Here is a 12,715-nt window from a genome sequence, read left to right as displayed (position 1 = left end):
ATCAGCCGGTGCCGGAGAGGAGCTTCTTGATGGTTTCGGCCGCGAGGCCGGGATCCTCGGCGTTCTCCTGGCCGTCCGGCGACCACAGGAAGAGCCAGCCGTCCTTCGCGGGCGAGGCGAAGACGATCGTCTGCTTGCCGGTCCGGGGATGCCAGACCCACAGCATGGGGTCGTCCCCGCCGAGCAGCCGGCCGACGAGGCCGTGGTCGGGGAGTTGCCCCGCGAGCGCCTCCAGGAAGGTACGGCGCTGCGGACCGTACGCGCTGGTGCTCGTCACATGGCCGCCTTGGGGAGGAGATCCGGCTTTCCTCTAAGGGTCGCCGCAGGTCAGTAGGCAAACAACCACGGGGAGGTAATGCCCGGGAATGTAACGGCGGAGTTGGGGTCCCGGGTGATGGCGTGTTCGGTAGGTGATCGAACAGCCGTTCGGCTATATTGAAGGGGTCGCCGCCGGGGTGCGGCAGACTGCGGCGAGCTTCTGAGGCGCGAATGCGGGAAGCTCAAGAAAATGTCGGTGGCACCCCGTAGCTTTCCGGTGACCGAGCAGACGACAACCCTTCCAGGGGGCACCCAATGGCAATCAACGACCGCGAGAAGGCCCTTGAGACCGCCCTCGCGCAAATCGAGCGGCAGTTCGGCAAGGGCTCCGTCATGCGTCTCGGCGACGACGCGCGTGCCCCGATCGAGGTCATCCCGACCGGCGCGATCGCTCTCGACGTCGCCCTCGGCATCGGCGGCTTCCCCCGCGGCCGGATCGTGGAGGTCTACGGTCCGGAGTCCTCGGGTAAGACGACCGTGGCGCTGCACGCCGTGGCCAACGCGCAGAAGGGCGGCGGGATCGCCGCGTTCATCGACGCCGAGCACGCCCTCGACCCGGAGTACGCGAAGAAGCTCGGCGTCGACGTGGACGCGCTGCTCGTCTCCCAGCCGGACACCGGTGAGCAGGCCCTCGAAATCGCCGACATGCTGATCCGCTCCGGCGCGGTGGACGTCATCGTCATCGACTCGGTGGCGGCGCTGGTGCCGAAGGCCGAGATCGAGGGCGAGATGGGCGACAGCCACGTCGGCCTCCAGGCCCGCCTCATGTCCCAGGCTCTCCGCAAGGTCGCCGGCGCCCTGAACCAAACCCGAACAACTGCTATCTTTATCAACCAATTGAGGGAAAAAATAGGTGTAATGTTCGGCTCGCCCGAAACCACCACGGGTGGTAAGGCGCTGAAGTTCTACGCGTCGGTGCGGCTGGACGTCCGGAGGATCGAGACGCTCAAGGACGGCACCGAGCCCGTCGGCAACCGGACGCGGGTGAAGGTCGTCAAGAACAAGATGGCCCCGCCCTTCCGGCAGGCCGACTTCGACATCCTGTACGGCTTCGGCATCTCCCGCGAGGGCGGCCTCATCGACATGGGCGTCGAGCACGGGTTCGTGCGCAAGGCCGGCGCCTGGTACACCTACGAGGGCGAGCAGTTGGGGCAGGGCAAGGAGAACGCCCGCAACTTCCTGAAGAACAACCCCGACATCGCCAACGAGATCGAGAAGAAGATCAAGGAGAAGCTCGGGGTCGGGCCACGCCTGGACACCCCGGCAGAGGCGGCCGCCGCTGCTCCCGCCGCCCCGGCCGCTCCCGCGTCCGGGCGTGGCGCGAAGGCCGCCGCGCCCAAGCCGGGTGACGTCTGATCCCAGCCATGAGGCGCGACGACACCCCGGGCCCGTCCGATGAGATCGGGCCGGGGGACTGGACCTCCGGCCCCTGGGATCTCCCTGACTCCCGGAAAGCGCGAGAACCTTCCGCTGCGCTCGACGATCTCCGTGAGCAGATCCGGCGTCGCGAGGGCGGCCGCCCTGACGGCCTTCCCGGTGGCGCGGGCGGAGTCGGCGGAGAGCGGGCCAGTGAGGGATCGGGCGAGAGGGCGTCGCGCGCCAAGGGCCGGCGGCGGCGCGAAAGCTCTGAAGGGAGCCGAAGCCGCGGGCGGGGCAAGCGGTCAGGATGGTCGCCTGAAGGGCCGGAGGAGGGCTCCCTCGCGAGCCCGGGGCCGGATGCCGATCCGCAGGCGGTGGCGAGAGCGATCTGCCTGCGGCTGCTGACGATGGCCCCGCGGACGCGGGCCCAGTTGGCCGAGGCACTGCGTAAGCGGGAGGTGCCCGAGGAGGCGGCGGAAGCCGTACTGGAACGGTTCTCCGAGGTCGGGCTCATCGACGACGAGGCGTTCGCGGCGGCGTGGGTGAGCTCCCGGCATCACGGACGGGGGCTCGCGCGCCGGGCCCTCGCCCAGGAGTTGCGACATCGCGGGGTCGACGAGGAGACCGTCAAGGACGCGGTGGAGCAGCTCGATCCGGATCAGGAGGTCGAGACCGCCCGCACGCTGGTGGCCCGGAAACTGGCCGCCACGCGCGGCATGGATCCGAAGGCGCGGACCCGCCGGCTGGTCGGGATGCTCGCCCGGAAGGGATACTCGCCCGGCCTGGCGTTCCGCGTGGTCAGGGAGGCGCTGGAAGCCGAGGGCGTGGAGGCGGAGGACCTACCCGAAGAGTTCGAATGAGCAAGGATGCCAGGCCAAATGTCGCTTGGCAGTCCGTCTTTGCTTGCTCGTTACCTCTCCGACGCTTAATCTCGACCGCAGTGAGGAGTTACTCCGCGCAGCGCGGATTGCCATAACGGTGAACGACGACGGACGAGATGCCGGGTGCCCGGCTATCGCGCGACGATATTTGTCCTGGTGACGCCACCGGGCCCTGCTGTGCTGCGTGTGTGACCCCTTGCTTGCGGATAGTCGCGAGGCGAGAGGGGCGGGCGCGCATGGAACCGATCGTGATCGTTCTGGCGGTTGCGGTGGTGCTGCTGGCTCTCGTGGCGACGGCCGCACTCGCCATCGTCATGCGCCGCACCTCGGGCGTCGTCACGCCGGCCGGGCCGTCTACGGAGCAGTTGGCCGAGGTCAAGGCCGAGATCATGGAGCAGGCGAGGCAGGAGGCGGAGGAGATCCGCGCCAAGGCCGAGCTGGACGCGGTCAAGAAGTCCGAGTCCCTGGTGGAGAGCGCCGCCGCGATGCGCAAGGAGGTCGAGGAGGAGTCGCGCATCTTCAAGAACGAGCTCAAGGAGCTCCGCTCCGACCTCGAGCGCCGGGAGAACCGGCTGGCCGAGCGTGAGCAGCGGCTCGATGAGGAGGCCAGGCGGCAGTCCGAGCGGGCCAGGAAGCTCGCCGAGACCGAGACCGAGCTGGCCGACCGCCGCGAGGAGCTCGACCAGGTGGCGGAGCGGCGCAGGGAGATCCTGGAGCGGGTCGCCGCGCTCACCGCCGACCAGGCCAAGGGCGAGTTGGTCAAGGAGATCGAGAACCAGGCCAAGCGCGAGGCCGCGCTGATCGTCCGGGAGATCGAGAGCGAGGCGCGCAAGGAGGGCGAGAAGCGGGCCTGCAAGATCGTGACGCTGGCCGTCCAGCGGGTCGCGACGGAGCAGACCGCCGAATCCGTGGTCAGCGTGCTGCACCTGCCGGGCGACGAGATGAAGGGCCGCATCATCGGCCGGGAGGGTCGCAACATCCGGGCCTTCGAGTCCACGACGGGCGTCAATCTGATCATCGACGACACACCGGAAGCGGTGCTGCTGTCGTGCTTCGACCCCGTGCGTCGGGAGACCGCCCGGCTCACGCTGGAACGGCTCGTCCTCGACGGCCGGATCCACCCCCAGCGCATCGAGGAGGCCTACGAGCGCAGCAAGGCCGAGGTCCAGGACCTGTGCGTCCGGGCCGGTGAGGACGCCCTGGTCGAGCTCGGCATCACCGAGATGCATCCGGAGCTGACCACGCTGCTCGGCCAGCTCCGCTACCGCACCTCCTATGGGCAAAACGTCCTCAAGCACCTGATCGAGTCGGCGCACATCGCCGGGATCATGGCGTCCGAGCTGCGGCTCGACCGCGATCTGGTGAAGCGGTGCGCCCTGCTGCACGACATCGGCAAGGCGCTCACCCACGAGGTCGAGGGCAGCCACGCGCTGATCGGAGCGGAGATCGCCCGCCGGTACGGCGAGCACGAGGACGTCGTCCACGCGATCGAGGCCCACCACAACGAGGTCGAGGTCCGGACGGTCGAGGCCGTGCTGACCCAGGCCGCCGACGCGATCAGCGGCAGCCGTCCCGGCGCCCGGCGCGAGTCGCTGGAGGCCTACGTGAAGCGCCTGGAGCGGCTGGAGGAGATCGCCCAGTCGTATGAGGGCGTGGAAAAGGTGTTCGCCATGCAGGCGGGCCGCGAGATCCGCGTGATGGTGCGGCCCGACAACGTGGACGACATCCAGGCCCAGGTGATCGCGCGAGACGTCGCCAAGCAGGTCGAGGAGGAGCTGACCTACCCCGGCCAGATCCGGATCACCGTGGTCCGCGAGTCCCGCGCCACCGAGTTCGCCCGTTAGAAGATCTGCAGGTAGAACGACAGCTCGGCGGCCAGGGCGGCGGTCTTGCTCTCCAGCCGCCGGAACCCGTGGGCCTCACCCTCGAACGTGAGGTAGGTGCAGGGCACGCCCCGGGCCGTCAGCCGGTCGGCGAAGGTCTCCGACTGCGACGGGGGCACGACGGGATCCGCGAGCCCCTGCATCAGCAGCATCGGGCAGGTCACCTGGTCGGCGCGGGCCAGCGGCTCGCGGGAGCCGTACGCCGACTCGGGGCCGACCAGCCACTCCACGTAGCGCGACTCGAAGTCGTGCGTCCCGGCCACGAGCGGCGCGAGCGCGCTGACCCCCGCGACGGAGACGCCACCCGCGAAGACGCCGGACGCGCAGCACGCGGCCATGACCGTCCAGCCTCCCGCGCTTCTCCCGCGGATGGCGATGCGCGCGGGGTCGGCCAGTCCCTCGGCTGCGAGCCACTGGGCCGCCGCGACGGCGTCCTCCACGTCGGTGACGCCCCACTGGCCGCGCAGGCGCTCCCGGTAGGCCCGGCCGTACCCGCTGGAGCCTCCGTAGTTGACGTCGAGCACGCCGATCCCGCGGCTGGTGAAGAACGCCTTCTCCAGGCTGAGCTCGGTGATGGCGTGGGAGGTCGGCCCGCCGTGCACGAAGACGACGTACGGCGAGGCGCCCTCGTCGGCGTGCTCCGGATTGGCCGGCGGGTAGAGGTAGGCGTGCACCCGGCGGCCCAGCCCGCCCTCGATGTCGACGGACCGGGGCGTGGGCAGGTAGGCGACGTCGGGCAGCTCGGCGACGTCCCGCCGGAGCCCCTCGACCCGGCCCGTCACGGTGTCGACCCGGACAACTGAGCGTGGCACGTGAGGGCCGTACGCGATCCCGGCGAGGGTCGTGCCGTCGGTGGCGAGCTCCTGCACCCATCCCTCGTACGGAACGTCGAGGTCGGTGAGAACTCCAGTGTCCGGGTCGAGGATGCCGAGGCGCAGGTCTCCCTGTCCGTGCAGGACCACGAGCCTCCCGTCGCCGAGCACGACGTACGGCCGGCCCCCGAGCTGCCACAGCGGCCCGGCGAACTCCTCCTCGGCCGGATAGAGGGCCTGGGACGAGGTGCCGAAGATCCCGATCTGGTAGAGGTTCCACCAGCCGGACCAGTCGGAGATGAGGTAGAGGTGCCGGTCGTCCCGCCACGACGGGGCCAGCACCGACTCGGAGATGCCGCCCTTGATGGTCCACGACCTGCCGTCGGCGACGCTGGTGATCCGCAGCTCCGTGCCGGTCCACGGCATCCGGGGGTGGTTCCAGCAGATGTAGGCGAGGTGCTCCCCATCGGGGGAGATCGCCGGGGAGGCGTAGAAGTCGCTGCCGGAGGCCCGCTCGACGATGTCGCCCGACGACAACGAGATGGAGACGATCGACCGGGTGACCTTGGCGTCCTGGTGGTGGCGCTCCTGGACGCACCACACCTCGGGTCCGCCCGGCCCCTCGTGGACCAGCAGGTCGGCGTAGCGCAGGCCGCACGGCTGGTCGGGCTCGGGGGTGAGCGGCCGGGGCTCCCCGGATCCGTCGAGGAGGTAGAGCCGCTGGTCGGCATGGTGGGCGAAGACGATGCCTCTTCCGGGGCCTCTTCCGGGGCCTTCTCCGGGGCCTGTTCGGGGGCCTTCTCCGGGGCCCTTTTCGGGGCCCCGCCCGGGGACGACGGCGTACGACCGCCCGCCGTACTCGTGGACCCGGGTCCGGGCGTCCCAGGGTGCGGGAAGCAGCTCGCGGCGGGTCCCGTCGGCGGCGCGGTGGACCACGGTCCGGCGGCCGGCTTCGGCCGGCCGGTCCTCCTCCCACCACACCTCGTCACCGAGCACCGTGGGAAAACCCAGGCGCAACCCGGAGCGGGCGACATCGGCGGTGGAGATCGGCGACTCCCAAGGGGGCATGACGGCATCCTGCCGGAAACGGGGGCCGCGCGGGCGCGATTATCCCTTTTCCAGGGCCGGGGGAGAGGTGTAACGCGTGGCGAGGACTCCAAGGTAATCGATGACCGCCTGGTTCCAGGTGCCGTCGTCGAACATGTGCCGCAGCGCCTCGCCGACCTGGTCGCGCAGCGAGGCCGATCCGGCGGCTATGCCGTACTTCTCGGTGGACAGCGGCTTGCCGCTGAACCGGAAGCGGCCGGGGTACTGCCCCTCCAGCCCGGCGAGGACGGGGGCATCGGCCACGATGGCGTCGGTCCTGCCGTCGGCGAGCAGCGGCGCGCAGGCGGCCGGGACGTTGGCCTCCGCGAGGAAGGCGCTCTTCCACTTCACTCCGAACCTGCCGACGAGCCGCCTGGAGGAGGCCTCGGTGGCGCAGACCCGCTTGCGCGCGAGGTCCCGGATCCCGCGGATGGACAGGTCTCCGGCGCGGACCAGGATGTCGGTGCTGGTCACGAGGTAGGGGCCGGCGACGAATCGGGGGCCGCCGGAGCCGACGACGAGGTCCGCCCCGGAGACGTCGTTGGTGTACACGATCTGGTCGTCGCGGTAGCCGAGCCGGCGAGCGACGTCGTGCGCGATCGCTATGTCGAAGCCGGTGAACCCCCCGTCCGGGAGGCGGGTGACCAGCCCGGGATATCCCGTCCGCACGCCGACGACCAGGGTGCCGGCGTTCCCGCAACCCGCGAGGAACGCGGCCCCGATGCTGGTCACCAGGCTGGTCAACACGGCAACGCCACGCCACACCCGCTCAATATCGAGGCGCCGTACGGCGGGCTCCAAGCAGCGACACGGCAAATCTTCACCTCATGGCGACCTCTCGCACGACCGGCGCGGCCGGGACCTTGCGGCTGCGCCGGGTCCGCCGTTCGAGCCGGTTGGCCAGATATCCCAGAGCGAGGTTGATCAGGATGTAGATCGCCGCGATGACGATCACCGACGGGATGAGGTTGCCGAAGTTCGCCGGGACGACCCGGGCCCCCGCGTTGAGCAGGTCGGCGTAGGCGACGATGAACCCCAGCGCGGTGTCCTTGAGCAGCACGACGAGCTGGCTGACGATCGCCGGCATCATCGAGGTCACCGCCTGCGGCAGCAGGATCAGCCGCATGAGCTGGTTCTTCCGGAGGCCCATCGCGTAGCCCGCCTCCGACTGGCCGCGCGGGACCGCCCGGATCCCGGCCCGCACGATCTCGGCCAGCACCGACCCGTTGTAGAGCGTCAGGCCGAAGACCACGGCCGTGAACTCGTTGACGACCAGGCCGGCGAGGCTCCCGCCGTACTGCGCGAAGAAGATCAGCATGAGGAGCGGGATCGCGCGGAAGAGCTCGACGACGACGCCCGCCGGCGCCCTGACCCACCGGTGGTCCGACAGCCGGGCGATGCCGAAGACGGCCCCGAAGACGAGGGCGAGGACGGCGGCCGCCGCGGCGGCGGCGAGGGTGTTCCAGAGGCCGGGGAGGATCAGCTCGGTCCAGGTGTCCGCCTGGAGGAACGGCCTCCAGAGCTTGCCGTCCCACTGGCCCTTCTCCTCGAACTTCGCCCAGGCGAAGTAGGCCAGCAGGAGCAGAACCACGCAGAAGACCAGCGTGAGGACGTTGTTGCGCAGCCGCGACCGGGGACCCGGGGCGTCGTAGAGCAGGGTCGCCTGGCTCATCGCGCCACCGCCATGCGCCTGGCCAGCCGGCTGAACAGCAGGCCGACGGGCAGCGTCAGCACCACGAAGCCCGCCGCGAACCCGAGGAAGATCGGGATGACGGCGTCTCCGTGGGCGTCGAACAGGTTCTTCATGAGCAGCGCCGCCTCCGCCACGCCGATGGCGGCGGCCACCGTCGTGTTCTTGGTGAGCGCGATGAGCAGGCTGCCGAGCGGCGCGATGACCGCCCGGAAGGCCTGGGGCAAAATGATCAGCCGCAGCGTCTGGAGGAACGTCAGGCCGATCGACCGGGCCGCCTCCGCCTGGCCGAGCGGCACCGTGTTGACGCCGGCCCGGATGATCTCGCAGACGAAAGCCGCCGTGTACGCCGACAGCCCGATCGTGGACAGCCAGAAGTTGTTGATCGACAGGTCGTCCGCGGAGAACTGGACGTCCATCACCGTGCCGAGGCCGAGGCCGCAGAAGACGATGACGAGGGTCAGCGGGGTGTTGCGCAGGATGTTGACGTACACCGCGCCCGCCCCCCGCAGCACCGGCAGAGGGCTGACCCGCATGGCCGCCAGCATGGTGCCCCACACGAGCGAGATCACCCCGCTGACCACCGTGAGCTTCACCGTCAGCCAGAACGCCTGGAGGATGACGGGAAGCTCTTCGATGAGGGCCTCCACCTCAGTAACGCTCGACGGGGGGCGGGGAGGTGAAGAACTTGCCGAACTCGCCGAGGTTGGCGTCGATGGCCTTCCGCCAGCTTCCGTCCTTGAACATCTTCTCCAGCGCGTTGTTGATCGCGTCCCGGCCGGACTTGTCATCCTTCTTGATGCCGATGCCGTACTTCTCGGTCGAGAACGGCTTGCCGATCAGCTTGAACTGGCCGGGGAACTGCGTGGCGAACCCGGCCAGGATCGTCGCGTCCGTGGAGATGGCGTCGACCTGCTTGTTCTGCAGCAACGGCAGGCAGGCCGCGTAGCCCTGCTGCTGGGTGAGGTTCTTCGACTCCCACTCGGGGCCGAACTTCTCGGCCAGCCGCTTCGGCGAGGACGAGCCCTGCGCGCCGCAGACCTTCTTGTCCTTGAGCGACTCGACGTCCGTGATGGTCGCGTCGTCCGCCCGGACCAGGATGTCCTGCCCGGTGATGAGGTACGGCCCGGCGAAGGAGATCTTCTTCTTCCGGTCGTCGGTGATGGAGTAGGTGGCCACGACCATGTCCACCTGGCCCTGCTGGATGAACGGCTCGCGGTTGGCCGACTGGGCCTCCTTGAACGTGATGCCGCTCTCGGGGACGCCCAGCTCCTTGGCGACGTACCTGGCGACGTCCACGTCGAGCCCGGCGTAGGTGCCGTCGGGCTTCTTCAGCCCGAGGCCGGGCTGGTCGACCTTGATGCCGATGACGAGCTTCTTGTCGTCCTTGGCCTTGTCGACGATCGAGCTCGCTCCCGACTTGCCGCACGCGGTGAGGCTGGTGGCCAGGGCCGCGAGCGCCAGTAGGCAGGCTCCGAATCGCATCTGCGTCACCTTTCGGGGGGTTAGTGCGTGAGGATCTTGGAGAGGAAGTCCCGGGCTCGTTCGGTGCTGGGCTTGGTGAAGAAGTCGGCGGGCGCGCCCTGCTCGACGATCTGGCCGTCGGCCATGAAGACGACCCGGTGGGCGGCCCGCCGGGCGAAGCCCATCTCGTGGGTGACGACCATCATCGTCATGCCGTCACGGGCGAGGCCGACCATGACGTCGAGCACCTCCTGGACCATCTCGGGGTCGAGGGCCGAGGTCGGCTCGTCGAAGAGGATCATCTTGGGGTCCATCGCCAGCGCGCGGGCGATGGCGGTGCGCTGCTGCTGGCCGCCGGAGAGCTGGGCGGGATACTTGCCCGCCTGGGACGCGATGCCGACCCGTTCGAGCAGCTCCATGCCGCGCTGCTCCGCCTGCCGCCGCGGCACTCCGCGCACCCTGGTCGGGCCGAGGGTGACGTTTTCCAGGATCGTCTTGTGGGAGAAGAGGTTGAAGGACTGGAACACCATCCCGACCTCGGACCTGAGCTTCGCGAGCGCCTTGCCCTCCGCCGGGAGTCGCCTGCCGTCGAAGGTGATGGTCCCCGAGTCGATGGTCTCCAGCCGGTTGATCACCCGGCACAGCGTGGACTTGCCGCCACCGGAGGGACCGATGACGACGACCACCTCGCCGCGGGCGACACTCAGGTCGATGTCCTTCAGCACATGGAGATCGCCGAAGTGCTTGTTGACGGTCGCGAGGTTGACAAGTGGGGGAGAACCACTGGTCTCGGTCATGGTCAACAACGTACGGGTGTCAATATCGCCAAGTCACTAACCGCACGGTACCGATCGGATCACAGCCCGTTCATACCTGCGTATCGGGACATTTTCCGGCCTGTCCCGCCCGGCCACCCGGGACAATGTCCCGGGCGTTCAGAGCTCGGCGAGCGCGGCGGGGTCGAGCGTGAGTTTGAACGGCTCTGTGAGCGTGATGGTGGTGCCCGCGCCGACACGGTGGGTGAGCTGGTACCGGCCCTCTTCGTCGAGCCGATAGTTGAAGATCACCGGTAGCCGGTCGGTGGCGGTCCGGTCTCATTCTCGCACCCGTTAGCGGACGGCGGCCTGGGCCGTACTGGAGGGAGTGGGGGAGCGCCTAACCTTGTATTGCGATGACTGTGACCACTCAGGGCACCGAGGGCGCGACCCGGACGTACGAGGTGCGCACCTACGGCTGTCAGATGAACGTGCACGACTCCGAGCGGCTGTCCGGGCTGCTGGAGGACGCCGGATACGTCCGCGCCCCGGAGGGGGAGACGGCGGACGTCGTCGTGTTCAACACGTGCGCCGTGCGGGAGAACGCCGACAACCGGCTCTACGGCAACCTCGGTCACCTCCGGCCGATCAAGCTCGCCCGCGAGGGCATGCAGATCGCCGTGGGCGGCTGCCTGGCGCAGAAGGACCAGGGCGAGATCGTCCGCAGGGCCCCCTGGGTGGACGTCGTCTTCGGCACGCACAACATCGGCTCCCTGCCGGTGCTGCTGGAGCGAGCGCGCATCGCCGAAGAGGCCCAGGTCGAGATCAAGGAATCCCTGGAGACCTTCCCGTCCACGCTGCCGACCAAGCGCGAGTCGGCGTACGCCGCGTGGGTGGCGATCTCGGTCGGGTGCAACAACACCTGCACGTTCTGCATCGTGCCGTCCCTGCGCGGCAAGGAGAAGGACCGCCGCCCCGGCGACATCCTCAACGAGATCCGGACCCTGGTGGACCAGGGCGTCCTGGAGATCACGCTGCTCGGGCAGAACGTCAACACCTACGGCGTCGAGTTCGGCGACCGGCTCGCCTTCGGCAAGCTGCTGCGGGCCTGCGGCGACGTCGACGGGCTGGAGCGCGTCCGGTTCACCTCGCCGCACCCGGCCGCCTTCACCGACGACGTCATCGCCGCCATGGCCGAGACGCCGAACGTCATGCACCAGCTCCACATGCCGCTCCAGTCGGGCTCCGACCGGGTGCTGAAGGCCATGCGGCGGTCGTACCGTTCCGACCGCTACCTCGGCATCATCGAGCGGGTCCGCGCCGCCATGCCGGACGCCGCCATCTCGACCGACATCATCGTGGGCTTCCCCGGCGAGACCGAGGAGGACTTCCAGCAGACCCTCGACGTCGTGCGGCAGTCACGCTTCGCCAACGCCTTCACGTTCCAGTACTCCATCCGTCCCGGCACCCCCGCCGCCACGATGGACGGCCAGGTGCCCAAGGCCGTCGTGCAGGAGCGGTACGAGCGGCTGGTCGCCCTCCAGGAAGAGATCGCCTGGGAGGAGAACAAGACGCAGACCGGCCGCACCGTCGAGGTCCTGATCGCCGAGGGGGAGGGGCGCAAGGACGAGGCCACCCACCGCCTGTCCGGCCGCGCCCCGGACAACCGCCTCGTGCACCTGGCCGCCGTGGACGCCCGCCCTGGGGACATGGTGACCGTCGAGGTGACCTACGCGGCGCCGCACCACCTCGTGGCCGACAAGGTGCTGTCGGTCCGCCGTACGCGTGCGGGCGACGCCTGGGAGTCCCGCCAGGGACGACCCGGCTCAGGGCAGTCCGCGGGTACGGCCGGCACGGTCAGCCTCGGCATGCCCGCCATCGGCCGCCCGGCTGCCGCTCCCGAGCCCACGGCCGCCTGCGCCGCCCCCGCGCCGCTCGCGCACTAGCGCCCGGTGAGGCCGTCGAGCACCTGGTAGCAGTAGTCCCTGCGCAGGCCGTCGTAGGTCGCGCAGGGATCCGGGAGCCGCCCGGGCCCAGGGTGAGGTCCGTCGTGTCGTGGCGGGTCCTGCCTCGGCGCGTCTGGGGGCTGAGCCATCCGTTTCGGCTGTTCCGGCTTGGGCTGCGGCTTCGGGTTCGGGCGGGGTTTCGGGATCTTCAACGTCTTGGACGTCTTCGGTGGCGCGGCGGCGGGCCTGTGCGGCTCCGTACGGCCGGCCGGAGCCGGCTTCGGGCGGTCCGGCAGTCGGCGCGCGGAGGGCGAGAGCATCGGGGGCGGCGCGCTCAAGAGGTTCCCCGGGGACGAGAGGTCTCCCGGGGACGAGAGGGTCCCCGGCGTCGGAGGGCTTTCACGGCCTGAGAGGCCCGGTGCCGAGGGGCTCGCCGGGCTTGCGAGGCTCGGTGCCGGGGGATTCGGCGGGGGCGGGGGACTCGGCGGACCGGACGGGGACGGCTCCGCGCCGAGCGCGCC

Annotated in this window: 13 protein-coding genes; 4 read left to right on the top strand and 9 right to left on the bottom strand. The window is 69.8% G+C overall.

The features are described 5' to 3' along the window. Position 1 precedes the first annotated feature (1 nt). A complete protein-coding gene (locus ABH927_RS07870) occupies positions 2 to 277 on the bottom strand; it encodes a hypothetical protein (RefSeq protein WP_370019449.1) in 276 nt (91 codons plus the stop codon). A 296-nt stretch (positions 278 to 573) separates the two neighbouring features. Here ABH927_RS07870 and recA point away from each other — a divergent pair, with 296 nt between their 5' ends. The 3 genes from recA to rny all read left to right on the top strand — a co-directional run bounded on the left by recA (position 574) and on the right by rny (position 4,402). Then, the gene (gene recA, locus ABH927_RS07865) at positions 574 to 1,674 is read left to right on the top strand and encodes a recombinase RecA (protein ID WP_370019447.1); all 1,101 of its coding nucleotides are present in this window, start codon (positions 574 to 576) and stop codon (positions 1,672 to 1,674) included. A gap of 8 nt (positions 1,675 to 1,682) precedes the next feature. Next, positions 1,683 to 2,537 (top strand): recombination regulator RecX, encoded by an 855-nt coding sequence (recX, locus tag ABH927_RS07860; protein WP_370019445.1) that lies wholly within the window; start codon positions 1,683 to 1,685, stop codon positions 2,535 to 2,537. Between the two features lie 257 nt (positions 2,538 to 2,794). Beyond that, entirely contained in the window at positions 2,795 to 4,402 is a 1,608-nt protein-coding gene (gene rny / locus ABH927_RS07855) for a ribonuclease Y (RefSeq protein WP_370019443.1), read from the top strand. Here rny and ABH927_RS07850 read toward each other — a convergent pair. The 7 genes from ABH927_RS07850 to ABH927_RS07820 all read right to left on the bottom strand — a co-directional run bounded on the left by ABH927_RS07850 (position 4,399) and on the right by ABH927_RS07820 (position 10,560). Further along, positions 4,399 to 6,321 (bottom strand): prolyl oligopeptidase family serine peptidase, encoded by a 1,923-nt coding sequence (locus ABH927_RS07850; RefSeq protein ID WP_370019441.1) that lies wholly within the window; start codon positions 6,319 to 6,321, stop codon positions 4,399 to 4,401. The two genes, rny and ABH927_RS07850, sit on opposite strands and share 4 nt — an antisense overlap. A 39-nt stretch (positions 6,322 to 6,360) precedes the next feature. Then, positions 6,361 to 7,083, bottom strand: a complete 723-nt coding sequence (locus ABH927_RS07845; protein WP_370019439.1) for a transporter substrate-binding domain-containing protein — start codon at positions 7,081 to 7,083, stop codon at positions 6,361 to 6,363. A 76-nt stretch (positions 7,084 to 7,159) separates the two neighbouring features. Further along, entirely contained in the window at positions 7,160 to 8,011 is an 852-nt protein-coding gene (locus tag ABH927_RS07840) for an amino acid ABC transporter permease (RefSeq protein WP_370019437.1), read from the bottom strand. After that, a complete protein-coding gene (locus tag ABH927_RS07835) occupies positions 8,008 to 8,679 on the bottom strand; it encodes an amino acid ABC transporter permease (RefSeq protein WP_370019435.1) in 672 nt (223 codons plus the stop codon). Before ABH927_RS07835 ends, ABH927_RS07840 begins: the two co-directional genes overlap by 4 nt. 1 nt (position 8,680) lies before the next feature. Then, positions 8,681 to 9,514 (bottom strand): glutamate ABC transporter substrate-binding protein, encoded by an 834-nt coding sequence (locus ABH927_RS07830; protein ID WP_370019433.1) that lies wholly within the window; start codon positions 9,512 to 9,514, stop codon positions 8,681 to 8,683. A 20-nt stretch (positions 9,515 to 9,534) separates the two neighbouring features. Further along, positions 9,535 to 10,290: an amino acid ABC transporter ATP-binding protein gene (locus ABH927_RS07825; protein ID WP_370019431.1), complete on the bottom strand. Its 756-nt coding sequence runs from the start codon at positions 10,288 to 10,290 to the stop codon at positions 9,535 to 9,537. Positions 10,291 to 10,428: 138 nt separating this feature from the next. Then, positions 10,429 to 10,560, bottom strand: a complete 132-nt coding sequence (locus ABH927_RS07820; RefSeq protein WP_370019429.1) for a hypothetical protein — start codon at positions 10,558 to 10,560, stop codon at positions 10,429 to 10,431. A 104-nt stretch (positions 10,561 to 10,664) separates the two neighbouring features. On the opposite strand from ABH927_RS07820, the gene miaB reads away from it, so the two are divergent. After that, on the top strand, positions 10,665 to 12,194 hold the full coding sequence (miaB, locus tag ABH927_RS07815; protein WP_370019427.1) for a tRNA (N6-isopentenyl adenosine(37)-C2)-methylthiotransferase MiaB: 1,530 nt from the start codon (positions 10,665 to 10,667) through the stop codon (positions 12,192 to 12,194). Here miaB and ABH927_RS07810 read toward each other — a convergent pair. Beyond that, positions 12,191 to 12,343, bottom strand: coding sequence for a hypothetical protein (locus ABH927_RS07810; protein WP_370019425.1), 153 nt, complete (start codon positions 12,341 to 12,343; stop codon positions 12,191 to 12,193). The two genes, miaB and ABH927_RS07810, sit on opposite strands and share 4 nt — an antisense overlap. Positions 12,344 to 12,715: the final 372 nt, after the last annotated feature.

This window comes from Planotetraspora sp. GP83 (assembly GCF_041262585.1).
Taxonomy (GTDB): Bacteria; Actinomycetota; Actinomycetes; order Streptosporangiales; family Streptosporangiaceae; genus JAOEGB01.
Note: the sequence above shows the minus strand (reverse complement) of the source record. Positions and strands in the feature narration are given on the sequence as shown.

Excerpts from the sequence above, each read along its gene's own strand:
- recA (WP_370019447.1), top strand. The coding sequence starts at position 574 with ATGGCAATCAACGACCGCGAGAAGGCCCTTGAGACCGCCCTCGCGCAA.
- recX (WP_370019445.1), top strand. The coding sequence starts at position 1,683 with ATGAGGCGCGACGACACCCCGGGCCCGTCCGATGAGATCGGGCCGGGG.
- rny (WP_370019443.1), top strand. The coding sequence starts at position 2,795 with ATGGAACCGATCGTGATCGTTCTGGCGGTTGCGGTGGTGCTGCTGGCT.
- ABH927_RS07850 (WP_370019441.1), bottom strand. The coding sequence starts at position 6,321 with ATGCCCCCTTGGGAGTCGCCGATCTCCACCGCCGATGTCGCCCGCTCC.
- ABH927_RS07840 (WP_370019437.1), bottom strand. The coding sequence starts at position 8,011 with ATGAGCCAGGCGACCCTGCTCTACGACGCCCCGGGTCCCCGGTCGCGG.
- ABH927_RS07830 (WP_370019433.1), bottom strand. The coding sequence starts at position 9,514 with ATGCGATTCGGAGCCTGCCTACTGGCGCTCGCGGCCCTGGCCACCAGC.
- ABH927_RS07825 (WP_370019431.1), bottom strand. The coding sequence starts at position 10,290 with ATGACCGAGACCAGTGGTTCTCCCCCACTTGTCAACCTCGCGACCGTC.
- miaB (WP_370019427.1), top strand. The coding sequence starts at position 10,665 with ATGACTGTGACCACTCAGGGCACCGAGGGCGCGACCCGGACGTACGAG.
- ABH927_RS07810 (WP_370019425.1), bottom strand. The coding sequence starts at position 12,343 with ATGGCTCAGCCCCCAGACGCGCCGAGGCAGGACCCGCCACGACACGAC.